Origin of the sequence: Ulvibacter antarcticus, assembly GCF_003688405.1 — a bacterium.
Classification (GTDB): Bacteria; Bacteroidota; Bacteroidia; order Flavobacteriales; family Flavobacteriaceae; genus Ulvibacter; species Ulvibacter antarcticus.
On sequence record NZ_REFC01000016.1, the window covers coordinates 114,042 to 128,588 of the forward strand.

19 protein-coding genes are annotated in these 14,547 nt (G+C 37.2%); 11 read left to right on the forward strand and 8 right to left on the reverse strand.

Going from position 1 to position 14,547, the window contains the following annotated elements; genetic code table 11:
* Nucleotides 1-9 precede the first annotated feature (9 nt).
* Nucleotides 10-219 (forward strand): hypothetical protein, encoded by a 210-nt coding sequence (locus tag BXY75_RS16190; protein ID WP_121908819.1) that lies wholly within the window; start codon nt 10-12, stop codon nt 217-219.
* Between the two features lie 99 nt (nt 220-318).
* Here the strand turns inward: BXY75_RS16190 and BXY75_RS16195 are convergent, their stop codons facing one another.
* The 8 genes from BXY75_RS16195 to BXY75_RS16230 all read right to left on the reverse strand — a co-directional run bounded on the left by BXY75_RS16195 (nt 319) and on the right by BXY75_RS16230 (nt 6,221).
* Entirely contained in the window at nt 319-1,272 is a 954-nt protein-coding gene (locus BXY75_RS16195; protein ID WP_121908820.1) for a hypothetical protein, read from the reverse strand.
* A 169-nt stretch (nt 1,273-1,441) separates the two neighbouring features.
* Complete coding sequence (locus BXY75_RS16200; protein ID WP_147437301.1) at nt 1,442-2,452, reverse strand: hypothetical protein; 1,011 nt, start codon at nt 2,450-2,452, stop codon at nt 1,442-1,444.
* The gene (locus BXY75_RS16205) at nt 2,434-2,877 is read right to left on the reverse strand and encodes a hypothetical protein (protein ID WP_121908822.1); all 444 of its coding nucleotides are present in this window, start codon (nt 2,875-2,877) and stop codon (nt 2,434-2,436) included. The genes BXY75_RS16200 and BXY75_RS16205 overlap by 19 nt, the downstream gene beginning before the upstream one ends.
* Nucleotides 2,878-3,475: 598 nt before the next feature.
* Nucleotides 3,476-3,853, reverse strand: coding sequence for a hypothetical protein (locus BXY75_RS16210; RefSeq protein ID WP_121908823.1), 378 nt, complete (start codon nt 3,851-3,853; stop codon nt 3,476-3,478).
* A 122-nt stretch (nt 3,854-3,975) separates the two neighbouring features.
* Nucleotides 3,976-4,374 (reverse strand): rhodanese-like domain-containing protein, encoded by a 399-nt coding sequence (locus tag BXY75_RS16215; protein WP_121908824.1) that lies wholly within the window; start codon nt 4,372-4,374, stop codon nt 3,976-3,978.
* 9 nt (nt 4,375-4,383) lie between these two features.
* Entirely contained in the window at nt 4,384-4,695 is a 312-nt protein-coding gene (locus BXY75_RS16220) for a rhodanese-like domain-containing protein (RefSeq protein WP_121908857.1), read from the reverse strand.
* Between the two features lie 332 nt (nt 4,696-5,027).
* Nucleotides 5,028-5,660 carry a thioredoxin family protein gene (locus BXY75_RS16225; RefSeq protein WP_121908825.1) on the reverse strand — a complete coding sequence of 211 codons (633 nt, stop codon included), beginning with the start codon at nt 5,658-5,660 and terminating at the stop codon, nt 5,028-5,030.
* Nucleotides 5,661-5,672: 12 nt separating this feature from the next.
* Nucleotides 5,673-6,221: a TlpA disulfide reductase family protein gene (locus BXY75_RS16230; RefSeq protein ID WP_121908826.1), complete on the reverse strand. Its 549-nt coding sequence runs from the start codon at nt 6,219-6,221 to the stop codon at nt 5,673-5,675.
* A gap of 163 nt (nt 6,222-6,384) precedes the next feature.
* Between BXY75_RS16230 and BXY75_RS16235 the strand changes: the two genes are divergently transcribed.
* From BXY75_RS16235 to BXY75_RS16280, 10 genes are all read left to right on the forward strand, one after another.
* Nucleotides 6,385-6,840 carry a MarR family winged helix-turn-helix transcriptional regulator gene (locus BXY75_RS16235; protein WP_121908827.1) on the forward strand — a complete coding sequence of 152 codons (456 nt, stop codon included), beginning with the start codon at nt 6,385-6,387 and terminating at the stop codon, nt 6,838-6,840.
* 22 nt (nt 6,841-6,862) lie between these two features.
* On the forward strand, nt 6,863-7,432 hold the full coding sequence (locus BXY75_RS16240; protein ID WP_121908828.1) for a YceI family protein: 570 nt from the start codon (nt 6,863-6,865) through the stop codon (nt 7,430-7,432).
* A 207-nt stretch (nt 7,433-7,639) separates the two neighbouring features.
* On the forward strand, nt 7,640-9,067 hold the full coding sequence (locus BXY75_RS16245) for an anthranilate synthase component I family protein (RefSeq protein WP_121908829.1): 1,428 nt from the start codon (nt 7,640-7,642) through the stop codon (nt 9,065-9,067).
* A 2-nt stretch (nt 9,068-9,069) separates the two neighbouring features.
* Nucleotides 9,070-9,636 carry an anthranilate synthase component II gene (locus BXY75_RS16250; RefSeq protein WP_121908830.1) on the forward strand — a complete coding sequence of 189 codons (567 nt, stop codon included), beginning with the start codon at nt 9,070-9,072 and terminating at the stop codon, nt 9,634-9,636.
* 29 nt (nt 9,637-9,665) lie between these two features.
* Nucleotides 9,666-10,661, forward strand: a complete 996-nt coding sequence (gene trpD, locus BXY75_RS16255; protein WP_121908831.1) for an anthranilate phosphoribosyltransferase — start codon at nt 9,666-9,668, stop codon at nt 10,659-10,661.
* Between the two features lie 12 nt (nt 10,662-10,673).
* Nucleotides 10,674-11,456: an indole-3-glycerol phosphate synthase TrpC gene (gene trpC, locus BXY75_RS16260; RefSeq protein ID WP_121908832.1), complete on the forward strand. Its 783-nt coding sequence runs from the start codon at nt 10,674-10,676 to the stop codon at nt 11,454-11,456.
* A complete protein-coding gene (locus tag BXY75_RS16265) occupies nt 11,453-12,157 on the forward strand; it encodes a phosphoribosylanthranilate isomerase (RefSeq protein ID WP_245963000.1) in 705 nt (234 codons plus the stop codon). Before trpC ends, BXY75_RS16265 begins: the two co-directional genes overlap by 4 nt.
* A gap of 4 nt (nt 12,158-12,161) precedes the next feature.
* Nucleotides 12,162-13,343: a tryptophan synthase subunit beta gene (gene trpB / locus BXY75_RS16270; RefSeq protein WP_121908833.1), complete on the forward strand. Its 1,182-nt coding sequence runs from the start codon at nt 12,162-12,164 to the stop codon at nt 13,341-13,343.
* 134 nt (nt 13,344-13,477) lie between these two features.
* Nucleotides 13,478-14,239: a tryptophan synthase subunit alpha gene (gene trpA, locus BXY75_RS16275; RefSeq protein ID WP_121908859.1), complete on the forward strand. Its 762-nt coding sequence runs from the start codon at nt 13,478-13,480 to the stop codon at nt 14,237-14,239.
* A gap of 92 nt (nt 14,240-14,331) precedes the next feature.
* Nucleotides 14,332-14,457 carry a 30S ribosomal protein THX gene (locus BXY75_RS16280; protein ID WP_121908834.1) on the forward strand — a complete coding sequence of 42 codons (126 nt, stop codon included), beginning with the start codon at nt 14,332-14,334 and terminating at the stop codon, nt 14,455-14,457.
* Nucleotides 14,458-14,547 lie beyond the last annotated feature (90 nt).

The following is a 14,547-nucleotide window of genomic DNA, read 5'->3' on the forward strand; positions in this document are numbered from 1 at the left end:
TTTAAAATTATGAAAAAGATAACACCAATGCTCGACCCAAAACATAAGAATGAACAAAACATAAAGAATCAGGATTATCCGGGAGAACCTAACTCCAAACCAGACAGTCCGAAGCAACCTTCAAAGGAAGATCCGAAGAAAGTCCCCGAATCTAATGATCCGGCTGGATATAGTGAATCGGGTCCAATAAAAAAATCCCCGTTTTCGGAGGAAGAATAGATTATGAAAAGACAAAAGAATTCCTGTTAATTTCGAAACAATTGAAAATGTAAAAAAACGTGTAAGTCGATTGAATAGTTCTTATGAATTACGAAAACTTTAATCGAGCAAAATAACTCTACTCTTTAACTTCCAATTTCCGTCTTCTTCCAAAACGCTTTCTGTGATACGAATCTTTTTAGGCCCTACTTTTTTGATGACATCTATAAGTTTAAGATTTTTGTGAACTTTAATGTTAATCGTTATGGGAGATGCCAGCAGTTTTCCGTTAACAGCATTGTATACGTAAAGGGACTCCGTACCGTCCTTCAAGTTCCAAAATCCAATTTCGTCTGATGTATCGTTGTTTAAATCTCCCAGGTTCACCAAATTGGATTTATACGCATCGCTAATACTGATAGATGGAATAGCCGGATCGCTAAATTTAATGATAGAGGTACATCCATCTTTGCATTTTACCTCGCCCACATTTCCTTTTGGAGTTGTGGAGGCTGTCACTAAAATCGGACTTTTCACTATCGCATACTCTGCAGAGCCATCACCGTTAAAATCACCATACAGCCGTGGATTGGCTTTGTAAATAGCCTCCAAAATGGCCTTAGTGGGTGCCAAATCAGTATTTTTGGAAGTATTGGCAGCTGTTACACCTTCTCTAAGAATCCTGAATTCTCCGTTCTTATAGATAACCGACAAAAACGATGGGTAGGCCTCAGTGACTTCATTATAAGTAATTTGTTTCGTAAAAGTAATCAGATAATTGCCGTCTTCTTTTTCAATAGTGATGCTACTGTCGTCCAACGATTGCTTAAGGTCCGGGTATTTTTGAAACAATCCGATCTTGTCCAATTGTATCTGCTCCTTGGTCATTTCGGCACCAAAATAGGTGACCACATCCATATAATCCTGTTTTAGATCTTCTGCCTTAATCGGTGTATGTTTGCTATTCCACTCGTGAAGAAATTCACGCACTTCCTTTTCACCCTTGGGATTCACCTCGTTACAGCTTCCGAAGAGAATAATATTCAAAACAAATAATAGGGAGATATACTTCATAAACTGGATTGCTTTTAATCAATTGATTATAGTCTATAAATATACTAGAAATAGAAAGCTACTTCCTACTGAAAACTTCAGAAATACTCTCAGGATAAGAAAGTGGTTAAGTCCATTGGCTTCGGAAAATGTTGGAATTGTTGAGAAGCCTTCTATATAACTAAGCCTATCAGCGTTTCATTTCACTTAGATTCCATTTTAAACCGGGTGTGACTCGAATCTTATTATCTTCTATTTCTCCTATTTCCGATCTATTACCGATACTTGCATAAAGAATCAGGTTTTTCATGATCAATATTTCTATATTCACACCTAAATCGAGATCGCTTTTTTCTGAAGAATAGATTACTTCTCCTCCTATATTTACATGAGCAGAAAGGTAACGCAATCCCATCCCCCATTTTAATTCATTGATATCGGTCTTTTTTTCCAGAACGTTGTTACGATACATAATTAACGCCAACATATTAATTCCTTTTCCGAAGGAATATTCGGCAGATACCCAAGCCTGATTGCGATATCCTTGTAAGCTATCCGACTTAAAATCGCTGTTTTTAAATCGGCCGGCGGTGGCAACACCAATGGAGACAGCACCTCCTATTTTATCACGCATCTCTTCTTTAATTTTTTCGTAAGCCTTTTTTAATTTAGGATTCTCAACTACCTCATCTGAAGCTTGACCAAATGGGTCAGGATCATCATCGGGCATTAGAGCATCATCAATCGCCTTCCCTAGCTCTTTATTTTTCAAAAGATCTTTTGAATCGAACAGCGTGATTCTTGCTCCCGCGCTCATTACCAAATCATCCGGAAATGCCTCAACAGTGGTCGAGGCGAATGAAAACTGTGTGTTGGCAAGTAAACGTTTGATTCCGTTTTCTCTATATTGTTTAATGTTTTCTAAGCGACCACCCAGTACAAAATAAGGATTAAAATCGACGGCGAAACCCATATCCACTTCCTGACTACTAATAAAACTATTGGCGAGATTTACTACCAGCTCCTGTGCAGCACCACCTCTGGTTACCACTGTAGGATTAGCATCCAAGATTGCAAATGCCGGGCTCTCGGGTATGTTATAATCTAGTTTATATTTGTGAGCTGCGTTTTCCTGAGCAACGAGAAAACCAAACATCATACATAAACATACTATTGTGCTAACTATTCTATACTTGCCCATATCGCTTCCGTTTGAATTTGTGGTTTTTCTATAAAGATCACTTGATTCTTCATGCTTCGTTGTTCTCCATCTGAACATTGCGGATATTTCCCATAATAGGTTGTGTCGGTAACGGTTTTACATTTTTCACCATTCTGCCAAAACTCGATTTTTAATATGCCGTTTTCAACCTGCGGTACCTGACTACAAGCGTTAATGCTCCATGCCAGGGCATAGTTTAATAATTTATCGGATTTTGTGGCTAACGTAAACTCGGTAGCGCCATTATCGCCAGTAACTGCTTCAAACTTTTCCACTATATCATAGCCGGAAGTGGTTTTTGGTTTACCCAGATAAAATTTTCCAGATGACCGAATTCCATTATTGATTGAAATTTTTACCGTAATGGAATCTCCATTGAGGTTTATTAAACAAGAATTGCCCATAATTAAATAATTTAATTGGTTAACTACATGATTATTATCGATTTACAAGGGGAATTGAACTAATCTTTTTTTGCTTCAGAAGTAACTACATTCAAGTCATACTCCCTTTAAATCAAGGATCGAAATAAATTATATTTACCAAAAAATTTCAGTATTATAGATTTTCAGTAAATGAATAAGCAAAAAATATTGGGGAATTCTTACAATACTCCTCTAAAGCTAGGGCATTTTTTCGAATAAACAAAAGTCAGAACCTTGTTTTTAGGACACTGTACTATAATTGATTACAGGATTTTCATTTTTAAATGACATAAGGCATAAGATTAAAAATAAATATCATTAACCTATTTTATGAAATTATGGACACACTACAAAGAGGGAATTTTATATCTTTGTGTGAAATTTAAAATGTAAAAACTTAGTTATGGGAGTAGGTGGAATTGTTATCGCAAGTGCAATTGTTTGTTTAGCCTTAGGAATTATTGGCCGTTTTATGAATAGATAAAAACACTTAGAGAAAAGATATTATATTACTAAAGGTATAATTTATACTAACCGGTGTAATACTATTTTCTAGAACCTTTTTAATATTTGTTATTTAAGCACTCCAAGATTTATCACCCGAACCGATAGTCGTGTCTTGATAGTTCTTCAATAGATTACTGTAAAAACGATTTTGTGAGCTTCCATCTTCAATACAGCCACAGAGTGTTTCTTCAAGATTACTATAATTCACTTTTTCAGATACAGCCTCATTAATATCGTATAAATCAATAGCGCGGTCTGTTCTTGGTTTAGAATTCCAAAGTGCAATGATTTGTTTGTCGTAATCAATAGTTGCGTCAATGGCCCCAAAATAAAAAATTAGCAAATCCCTATGAAATGGATAAAATTTCATCCCAAAAGATTGAAAGTCACAGCTTTTAACTATAAGGTTTCGTACATCTTCCTTGATGCTTGTATTTGATTCTACCATTGCATTTCTATTTATACATCGAAAGTAAGAAATAGCAAATGAATAAATATATTTGAAACCATCTTTAGCTTCAATTTAACTCAGTAAAGATCAAATCGTTAAAGAAATTAAGAAGAGTCGTTTTAATTTTCCACTTCGAGCTCATTATCCTCCCAATTGGTGAGTCCGCCCTGCATGTCATAAATTTCTTTAAAACCCAAATCAGCAAGAATTTTTGCTGCTTTGGCACTTCGCCCTCCTTTTTTGCAATACACATACACCGGTTTATTCTTATCCAGTGTTTTTACCTTTTCTTGAAAATCTGAAGTAGTTACACAAATATTCTGGGCATTTTTCAAATGGCTTACTCCATATTCCTGATCCGTACGCACATCTAGTAGTTGTGCGTCTGAACTGGGACTATAAATAGCGTCGTAGACTTCTTGTGGGCTTATCACCTTTATAGCTGCTGCCTCTTTTTGAGCACAGCTCTGTAAGGCGATTGCACAGCTAAAAATTGCAATTAATAGTAATTTTTTCATTTATGATTTTTAAATTGTTGTTTCCCCATCCCATTCAGAAAAGCCACCAATGAGGTTGTAAGTGTTTTTAAATCCTAAAGAGTTCAAAATAGCACAAGCCTGTCCGCTTCGTCCACCCGATCTACAATAGATATAGTAATTTTTTGACACATCCATTTGCTTGGCTTCATCCATAAAAGTACCTGCATTAAAAATATCCAGATGCTTCATATTCGGAATATAGCCTTCTTCTACCTCTAACTGAGTACGTACGTCCAAAATTATTGCATTGTCATCATTTGCCAATTGTTCACTCCATTGTGATTGTGTAAGGTCTGCCATTGTAGCCATAGAATTTTAAAAATTTCCGTAAAAATAATGATTCGCATTTTATAAACGTAAAAAAATCCGAAAACGTTCATTGTTTTCGGATTTTTATCTCTTCGGAAAGCTTATCAAATAAAAGAAATAGAATCGCCGGATATAAAACATCCGGTTCGCATCTATTAGAGTACAATTTTTTAAATCATCGATAGCGTATCATGGAAAACCCTGTAACCTCAATTTCTAGCCCATTCTTATGCTAGAAAATTCAAAAGCATTCTGAAAAAAAAAACCGGCGAACGTACTTGAACGTTACCGGTTTGTATGTTGTAAATTTAACTGAATGCTGATTACACTTTAATAGAACAGCCTATCGCTTTAGTCTCTTTCAAGCTCACAGGTTTTCCGTCCAACAATTCATTGATGGCATTCGCCAGAAATCGTTCTTTAGCCAGACTTGCACTGCGAACATTGTCATCAATGGCTCCTATGTATTTTACCACATTTCCTGCTTCTTCCTTTTGCAATAAGTACACATGAGGCGTTTTGGAAGCGCCGTATTTTGCATAAACCTTATCCTTGGCATCAAAGAGATACGGAAACGTAAAGCCCTTGTCCTTCGCTTTTTCTTTCATTAGTTCGTAAGTGTCATCAGGTTGAACACTTGGATTATTTGGATTAATTGCAATCACCGGAAATCCTTTATCCTTAAATTCTTGATCTAAGGCGATAATACGGTCTTCACTGGCAACGGCATAAGGGCAAGTGTTGCACGTAAATATTACAATAAAGCCTTTGGCACTTTTATAATCTGATAGAGACACCATTTTACCGTCAACATTGAGAAGTTTAAAATCGGTTGCCAGATCACCAATTGCATATCCTTCAGCTGCTGCGTTATTGTTTTCAGATTTGAAACTACTAAAAGCTAACATTCCAAAAACAGCAATAGCAACAAGAGTTATAATTGATTTTGTTTTCATAATAGATATATTTTATAAAATTAATTCTAATTCTTTTTCTAATTCTTCATAAGTGAAGGATCGTTCATAAAATTTACGAGTATTACCATTGTAAATAATCGTAGCGGGTATCGCTCCACTCCATTCTTTGGACACTTTTGGAATCCATCTATTTGCATCGGCATCATCCAGTAAAATTACTTGAGATTTTATTTCATTCTTGTCAATAAACGGAATGACTTGAGATTCCAATTTATCAGGAAAATCTAGGCTCACTAATATCACTTTTACTTTCGCTTCGGAATATTTTGCTGCTACTTCTTCGAAAGCAGGTAATTCCTTTATACAAGGTTTACACCAAGTGGCCCAAAAATTGATAATATAAGTAGAATCGTTTTCTTTAGTAAGAAAGGTATTTAATTCATCAAAATTTAAAGAAGGAACCCTAGCCGACGATTTTAGCCGTACCGATTCATTAATAGGTTCCATGGTATTTGACATTTCTTGCGAAGCCACCTCAGGTTTTTTATCACCACAGGAAGCTAAAACGCCGATGAGAAGTAATATGAAGATCTTTTTCATTATCTAAAAATATTCAATTAAATGAATTTCAGAAACAATTTAACAAATCATTCTAAGTCTCGAGATCCGGTAATTTTAAACATATGTATAAATATTTGTTAAATAGCTTTCAGAAACCAAAATCAACTGTACATTTGTATCTACAAATATTGTTGATACAAATATGAAGATAGAAGAAGCACTAAAATCAATTCACAGTATGGGGATCACCACAAAAACAGTGATCAACATTATGTATACTTCTCGTATTATCGAAGAAGAGATAGTGAGTGTATTAAAACCATACGACCTTAACATTCCTCAATACAACGTGCTTCGAATTCTTAGGGGACAAAATGGTCAGCCCGCTAATCTATCGACATTACAAGAGCGCATGGTCGACAGAAATAGTAATACTACCCGTCTAGTAGATAAATTAATTAAAAAAGGCTGGGTAAATCGTTCTGTTTGTAAATCGAACAGACGGAAAGTGGAAATATTAATCACAAATAAAGGTTTGGAAATATTGAAAGAGCTCGATCCTATTACCGACCAAAACAACGAAAAAATTTTAAGCAACATTTCAAAAGAAGAATTGGAAGCTTTAAACACAACCTTAGATACATTAAGAACATTTTAAATCAATAAATAAATAGTAAAATATGAAAACAACAATGAAAACAATATTATTAGCAGTAATCGTTATGGGAACCGCAGCTTTCACAACTATCAAAAAAGAAAGAAAAGTTGTAAAAGAGGCCACCATCGAATGGAAAGGTAAAAAAGTTCTAGGATCTCACAACGGGACTATCGATCTAACTGAAGGCTATCTTGAAATGGAAGGAAATTCGGTTACTGGTGGGAAATTTATAGTGGATATGTCTTCAATTACCGTAAACGATCTTGAAGCTGGTAGCGGAAAGGAAAAACTAGAAGGGCACTTAAAAAGTGATGATTTCTTCGGAGTAGAAACGCATCCACAAGCAATTCTTGAAATTACAACTGCTAAAAAAGTTGAAGCTGGTTACGATATTACCGGAAGTATGACGATCAAAGGAAAAACCAATCCTATTGAATTCACCCTTGCAATGGGTAAAGACTCTGCTACTGCAGACTTAAAAATAGATCGCACAAAGTACGGAGTTCAATATGGTTCTGGTAGCTTTTTTGATGGTTTAGGTGATAAAGCGATTGCTGATAACTTTGAATTGACAGTGAATTTAAAATTTTAGTAAAATAAATGTGTTGTTATAAATTTGATTTATATATTTGAAATTCAAATTATGATAACAATTATAACAAATAGCTGGTGGTGGAATAAATTACGTCGAACGTCGTGATCTAAAGCACTATTAGTATATCCATACAAAGGCTTGTCATTCACGACAGGCCTTTTTTTATTGTTAGAAATTTAAACACTAAGTCGCTTAAACCTAAAAATGAAATATCACTTAACTACATATTCGAAAAAACTGCTGGCCGATACCCTTACTCCGGTATCTGTCTATCTTCGATTGCGGGATAAATTCCCCAATAGTTTACTTCTTGAAAGTAGCGACTACCATGCAAACGACAATAGCTTCAGTTATATCTGCTGCAACCCAATTGCTTCTATTAAAATTGAAGGTGAACAAATTACACAGCAGCTACCCGATGGTAGCAATACTAACACAGGGATTACAACGAAAACAAATATTCCTGGTATCCTGGAAGAATTTGCATCTTCATTTTCATCAGCAATTTCTTCCGAAGCTAAAGAAAAGGGAGAACAGAGCGAATTTAAATTTATAAACAATGGGCTGTTTGGATATATGGGCTATGATGCCGTTCGTTATTTTGAAGAAATTGAAATTGACAAAACAAAATCACAACTTTCGATCCCAGATGTCTATTATGCTGTTTATCAAAATATCATAGCTATCAATCATTTCAATAATGAAGCTTATATTTTTGCGCATTGTTATGAAGCCGAAAATAACATTCCGCTTATTGAACGTCTTTTAAAATCGAAGAATTTCGCCGAATATCCATTCAATAGAAATGGAGCTCCCACTACAAATCTGGACGATCAGGGGTTTAAAGACTTAGTTGTAAAATGCAAAGAACATTGTCAGCGAGGTGATGTATTCCAAATAGTGCCTAGCAAGCGATTTTCGCAGGAATTTACTGGGGACGAATTTAATGTATACCGCTCATTACGTAGTGTAAATCCGTCGCCGTATTTGTTCTATTTCGATTATGGAAAATTCAAGATCTTTGGGAGTTCCCCCGAAGCCCAATTAGTAGTAAAAGGCGATAGAGCAGAGATACATCCCATAGCCGGAACCTTCAAACGTACGGGAAATGATGAACAAGATGCCGAACTTGCCAAAGAACTTTCCGTAGATAAAAAGGAGAATAGCGAACATGTAATGCTAGTAGATCTGGCAAGAAATGATTTAAGCAGACATGGTTCGGAAGTCACCGTCGAAACCTATAGAGAGGTGCAGTTCTTTTCACATGTAATTCACTTGGTGAGTAAAGTCACCGCAAAAAAACATGCGAATACTTCGACCATGCAAATCGTAGCCGATACTTTTCCAGCGGGTACTCTAAGCGGCGCTCCAAAACACCGGGCAATGCAATTGCTGGAAGTTTACGAGAATACCAATCGAGAATTCTATGGCGGCGCCATCGGATTTATGGATTTTTCCGGAGATTTTAATCATGCTATTATCATACGATCTTTTGTGAGTAAAGATCATAAACTACATTATCAGGCTGGAGCAGGTGTAGTTTCCGACAGTGATGCGGAAAAAGAATTACAGGAAGTATATAATAAACTAGGAGCCCTGACAAAGGCACTTGAATTAGCTGAAAACATCTAACTATGAAAGTATTGGTAATTGATAACTACGACAGCTTTGTGTACAATTTAGTGCATTATCTGGAAGAACTCGATTGCGAGGTAACGGTGCTTCGAAACGATCGATTTATACTCGACGAGCTTGAGCATTATGACAAAATCCTATTATCTCCCGGCCCGGGAATACCCGATGAAGCAGGACAATTAAAGGCAGTTATTACTAAATATGCCGCAACCAAAAGCATATTGGGAGTTTGCCTGGGGCAACAAGCAATTGGGGAAGTTTTTGGAGGTTCGATCGAAAATCTTAGTAAGGTTTTTCACGGGGTGGCAACCAAAGCTAGAATTATAGTGAATGATGAGCCTCTTTTTAAGAATCTGGAAGAGGAAATCGAAATCGGAAGATATCATTCCTGGGTAGTTTCAACAGATGGATTCCCCGACGCTCTTGAAATAACGTCGGTGGACGAAAACGGGCAGATTATGTCATTACGCCACAGAACTTATGATGTGAGAGGTGTGCAGTTTCACCCCGAAAGCGTTTTAACTCCTAAGGGCAAAGAGATTATAAAAAACTGGGTAGAATCTTAAAACAGATTACTACTAATTAAAAAAAGAAAATGAAAATAATTCTTAACAGACTTATCAATCACGAACCACTTTCAAAAGAAGAGGCAAGAGGCGTATTGGTATCTATTTCCGAAGGGAAATACAACCCGAGTCAGATTGCGGCATTTCTTACAGTATACATGATGAGAAGCGTACGATTGGAAGAATTGGAAGGCTTTAGAGATGCATTATTAGATCTTTGTTTGGCAGTCGATTTCAGCGATTACAATACTATTGACCTTTGTGGTACCGGAGGTGACGGCAAGAATACTTTTAATATTTCTACGCTTTCTTCATTTGTAACAGCCGGTGCCGGAGTACTCGTTACCAAACACGGTAATTATGGTGTGTCATCCGTTAGTGGAAGCAGTAACGTAATGGAACATCTAGGTATACGTTTCAGTAACGATAGTTCCTTTCTTAAAAAGTGTCTGGAACAAGCAGGAATCTGTGTTCTTCATGCTCCTCTCTTCCATCCTGCGATGAAAAATGTAGCTCCGATTCGGAAGGAATTAGGTGTCAAAACATTTTTTAATATGCTCGGGCCAATGGTAAATCCGGCATTTCCAAAGAATCAATTAGTAGGTGTTTTCGATTTAGAACTTGCTAGAATGTACGGCTATCTCTATCAAAAAGGAACTAAAAATTACGCTATTCTTCATGCGATGGATGGATACGACGAAATATCGCTTACAGACAAAGTGAAAGTTATTTCTAATGCTTCGGAAACGATATTAATGGCTGAAGATTTTGGTGTAAATCAAATATTACAATCTGATATTTACGGTGGTGAATCGGTCGATGAATCTGCAAAGATTTTTATGAAGGTACTTCAAGGTGAAGGGACTTCTGCCCAAAACAATGTGGTTTGTGCAAACGCCGGAATGGCAATTTCGGTAGTAGAGAAATGTAGCATTATGGATGGTTTCGAAAAAGCCAAAGATTCACTGAAATCAGGAAATGCATTAAAATCATTGCAAAAATTACAAGCACTCAGTCGTAGCTAACAACCATTAAACATGACAATACTCGATACCATAACGGCCTATAAACTAAAGGAAGTAAACGCAAAGAAAAAGGTACTTCCACAAAGTCTTTTAGAACATTTTCCGTTTTTTGATAGAGTACCGATTTCCCTTGCAGAGGCACTTAGAAACGCTCCAACGGGGATCATTGCAGAACACAAACGTCGTTCGCCTAGTAAGTCTGTGATCAATGATAAGGTGTCTATAGATGAAGTTGCCATTGGCTATGAAAAAGCTGGAATTAGCGGCATGTCTGTGCTTACCGACACTAAATTTTTTGGAGGGTCTTTAGATGATTTGGTACTCGCAAGAGCAGTCACCTCTTTTCCATTGCTTCGGAAAGAATTTATTGTCGATCCATATCAGATTTACGAGGCCAAGGCCTATGGAGCCGATGCAATTTTATTGATTGCAGCCTGTCTGAAGCAAAGTGAGTTGAAAGACTATTCGGAAATTGCTAAAAGTATCGGACTCGACGTACTTTTAGAAGTACATAATATGGAAGAACTTGAAAAATCGTTACTTCCATCGGTTGATATGTTGGGAGTAAATAACAGAAACTTAAAGACCTTTGAAGTATCAACCAATATTAGCAAAGAGCTTTCAAAACATATCCCCGACGAATTTGTAAAGGTGTCGGAGAGTGGAATTAGCTCGGTAGAAACAATAAAAGAATTAAAAGAATATGGTTTTAACGGATTCCTTATTGGGGAGAATTTTATGAAAACAGACAATCCCGGAGAAAGTGCTTCCGACTTTTTAAAACAATTACAATGAAAAAAGTCGCTCTAAAGATCTGCGGAATGAACCAGAATACTTCGGAAGTTGCCATGCTTCAGCCGGATTATCTTGGATTTATCTTTTATGATAAAAGTCCGAGAGACTTTAGTGGCGAAATCCCTAGCCTTCCGAAGCACATAAAAAAAGTAGGTGTATTTGTAAACGCATCATTGGAAGAAATTTCAGAAAAAATAAAAAAATACAATCTGGATGTCATTCAACTTCATGGAGAAGAATCACCGACATTTTGTGAAAAATTAAGAGATGCTATAACGACAACAGTCGAAGTACCTGTGCTGAGCGCAGTCGAAGAACCTGTACTGAGCGCAGTCGAAGTACCTGTGCTGAGCGCAGTCGAAGTATGGAAGGTGTTTAGCATCAAAGACAGTTTTAACTTCGACCTGCTAACGCCATTTGAAAACAAAGTGGACAAATTCTTATTCGACACTAAAGGCAAAGAAAAAGGAGGGAATGGCTATGTATTCGATTGGCGAATCTTGGAAAATTATCCTTCCAAAAAACCATTTATTCTAAGTGGCGGAATTGGCTTAAATGAAATAGAGAAACTAAAAAGTATATTGAAATCAGATTTGCCGATACATGCTATTGACGTGAACAGCAAATTCGAATCGGAACCCGGATTAAAGAATACAGACGACTTAAAACAATTCATGCAGGAACTGCAAACTGAAGACTAAAAACATGAAATACAACGCAGACGAAAAAGGATATTACGGAGAATTTGGAGGTGCCTATATTCCTGAAATGCTCTATCCCAATGTAGAAGAATTACGACAGAACTATCTCAAGATAATGGCAGAAGAAAGCTTTCAGAAGGAATTCAACGAGCTACTCAAAGAATATGTAGGTCGCCCAACTCCGCTCTATTTTGCAAAACGCCTTTCAGAAAAATACAACACAAAAATTTATCTTAAACGAGAAGATTTGTGTCATACAGGAGCACATAAAGTAAACAATACGATTGGACAGATTCTCATGGCACAGCGTCTAAAAAAGAAACGAATCATCGCAGAAACCGGTGCCGGACAACACGGAGTAGCAACAGCAACGGTTTGCGCCCTTATGGGCTTGGAGTGTATCGTTTATATGGGTGAGATTGATATCGAACGACAGGCTCCTAATGTAGCACGAATGAAAATGCTGGGTGCCACCGTTGTACCTGCGCTTAGCGGAAGTAGAACTTTGAAAGATGCTACCAACGAAGCCATTCGGGATTGGATTAATAACCCTACAGACACGCATTACATCATTGGAAGCGTCGTAGGACCTCATCCCTACCCTGATATGGTGGCGCGTTTCCAGTCGGTTATTTCCAAAGAAATTAAGAGTCAGTTGCAGGAAAAGGAAGGGCGTAAAAACCCAGATTATGTTATTGCTTGTGTTGGTGGAGGAAGTAATGCTGCGGGTGCTTTTTACGAATATCTTGACACTCCCGAGGTTGGGATTCTCGCCGTCGAGGCTGCCGGAAAGGGAATTGATACCGGCAAGAGCGCTGCAACCTCTGTACTCGGTAAAATGGGAATCATTCACGGTAGCAAAACGCTGTTGATGCAGACTCCCGACGGACAGATTACCGAGCCATATTCGATATCGGCTGGTTTGGATTATCCGGGTGTTGGTCCTATGCATGCACATTTATTTAAGAGTGGAAGAGGAGAATTTCATTCGGTTACAGATGACGAAGCCATGAAAGCAGGTCTTGAACTTTGCAAGCTGGAGGGTATTATTCCCGCCATTGAAAGCAGTCATGCGCTGGCTTTATTTGAGAAGAAACAATTTAAAAAAGAAGATGTTATCGTTGTAAATTTAAGTGGTCGTGGCGATAAAGACCTCAACACTTATATCGAATATTTTAATTTATAATATGGCGTTACCCTACATCCCCGCATTGGGCGGATATGGAGGGTCGGGCTTTCGCTACTCGCTTCCTCTTTCGCAAAAGCTTCAGAGGAGAGCTCAAACAATTAGCTCAATCCCTAACGCAAAAAGAACAATACATGAATAGAATTCAACAAAAACTAGAGCAAGATAAAAAACTGTTATCCATCTATTTCAGTGCAGGCTTCCCTGAGCTAAATGACACTGTTTCGATTTTGGAGAAATTGGAAGCCAATGGCGTGGATATGGTAGAGATCGGACTCCCTTTTAGTGATCCTTTGGCAGATGGCCCAACGATCCAACAAAGTTCTACGCAGGCGCTTAAAAACGGTATGACTACACAAATCCTGTTCGATCAGCTAGAGAACATTCGGGAGCGTGTATCGATTCCTTTATTGATAATGGGGTATTTTAATCCTATTCTTCAATATGGTGTGGAAGCATTTTGTAAAAAGTGCAAAGAATCAGGAATCGACGGACTTATTATTCCCGATCTTCCATTAGCAGAATACGAAGCGCATTATAAAGATATCTTCGACAAATATGGTTTAATGAACATTTTCCTAATTACGCCACAGACTTCCGACGATAGAATTCATCAAATCGATGCCGCTTCAAAAGGGTTTATTTATATGGTAAGTAGTGCGAGTACGACGGGATCGGGTTCAGCTTTCGGAAACGAACAAGAAGAATACTTCGAACGTATCCATAAGCTAAAACTAAAAAATCCTTGCATCGTAGGTTTCGGAATAAAAGATGCCAATACTTTTTCTATGGCAACGAAAAGAGCTTCAGGAGCCATTATTGGTAGCGGATTTATAAAGATGCTGTCAAAAGATGGTATTGAAGGTATTGGACCATTCGTTGCAGCCATTCGTTAACTTTAACCAGGGTTTAGCATGTTCTTAATACAATTTATGATTTGAATTCTTTATTTTATTAGTTAATAACAAAAACAACTAATAGATACATTATGGGTAAGGGAGACAAAAAGACGAAACGCGGTAAGATTATATTAGGGACATATGGAAAGCTAAGACCAAAACGAGGGAAGTTCAAAATAAGACCAAAAACGATCAAAGGCCCGCAGGCGAAATAGTATAATTTGAAAAAGAATTTCGAATTATCTTCAATAAAAAAAATGCCGACAATAGGATTTTTCTATTGTCGGCATTTTTGTGCTCACTAT

Bases quoted from the DNA above. Each gene is read 5' to 3' on its own strand.
- trpA (WP_121908859.1), top strand. From the start codon at position 13,478: ATGAATAGAATTCAACAAAAACTAGAGCAAGATAAAAAACTGTTATCC.
- trpC (WP_121908832.1), top strand. From the start codon at position 10,674: ATGACAATACTCGATACCATAACGGCCTATAAACTAAAGGAAGTAAAC.
- BXY75_RS16230 (WP_121908826.1), bottom strand. From the start codon at position 6,221: ATGAAAAAGATCTTCATATTACTTCTCATCGGCGTTTTAGCTTCCTGT.
- BXY75_RS16235 (WP_121908827.1), top strand. From the start codon at position 6,385: ATGAAGATAGAAGAAGCACTAAAATCAATTCACAGTATGGGGATCACC.
- BXY75_RS16265 (WP_245963000.1), top strand. From the start codon at position 11,453: ATGAAAAAAGTCGCTCTAAAGATCTGCGGAATGAACCAGAATACTTCG.
- BXY75_RS16280 (WP_121908834.1), top strand. From the start codon at position 14,332: ATGGGTAAGGGAGACAAAAAGACGAAACGCGGTAAGATTATATTAGGG.
- BXY75_RS16225 (WP_121908825.1), bottom strand. From the start codon at position 5,660: ATGAAAACAAAATCAATTATAACTCTTGTTGCTATTGCTGTTTTTGGA.
- BXY75_RS16215 (WP_121908824.1), bottom strand. From the start codon at position 4,374: ATGAAAAAATTACTATTAATTGCAATTTTTAGCTGTGCAATCGCCTTA.
- BXY75_RS16250 (WP_121908830.1), top strand. From the start codon at position 9,070: ATGAAAGTATTGGTAATTGATAACTACGACAGCTTTGTGTACAATTTA.
- BXY75_RS16195 (WP_121908820.1), bottom strand. From the start codon at position 1,272: ATGAAGTATATCTCCCTATTATTTGTTTTGAATATTATTCTCTTCGGA.
- trpB (WP_121908833.1), top strand. From the start codon at position 12,162: ATGAAATACAACGCAGACGAAAAAGGATATTACGGAGAATTTGGAGGT.
- BXY75_RS16245 (WP_121908829.1), top strand. From the start codon at position 7,640: ATGAAATATCACTTAACTACATATTCGAAAAAACTGCTGGCCGATACC.
- BXY75_RS16190 (WP_121908819.1), top strand. From the start codon at position 10: ATGAAAAAGATAACACCAATGCTCGACCCAAAACATAAGAATGAACAA.
- BXY75_RS16205 (WP_121908822.1), bottom strand. From the start codon at position 2,877: ATGGGCAATTCTTGTTTAATAAACCTCAATGGAGATTCCATTACGGTA.
- trpD (WP_121908831.1), top strand. From the start codon at position 9,666: ATGAAAATAATTCTTAACAGACTTATCAATCACGAACCACTTTCAAAA.
- BXY75_RS16200 (WP_147437301.1), bottom strand. From the start codon at position 2,452: ATGGGCAAGTATAGAATAGTTAGCACAATAGTATGTTTATGTATGATG.
- BXY75_RS16220 (WP_121908857.1), bottom strand. From the start codon at position 4,695: ATGGCAGACCTTACACAATCACAATGGAGTGAACAATTGGCAAATGAT.
- BXY75_RS16240 (WP_121908828.1), top strand. From the start codon at position 6,863: ATGAAAACAACAATGAAAACAATATTATTAGCAGTAATCGTTATGGGA.
- BXY75_RS16210 (WP_121908823.1), bottom strand. From the start codon at position 3,853: ATGGTAGAATCAAATACAAGCATCAAGGAAGATGTACGAAACCTTATA.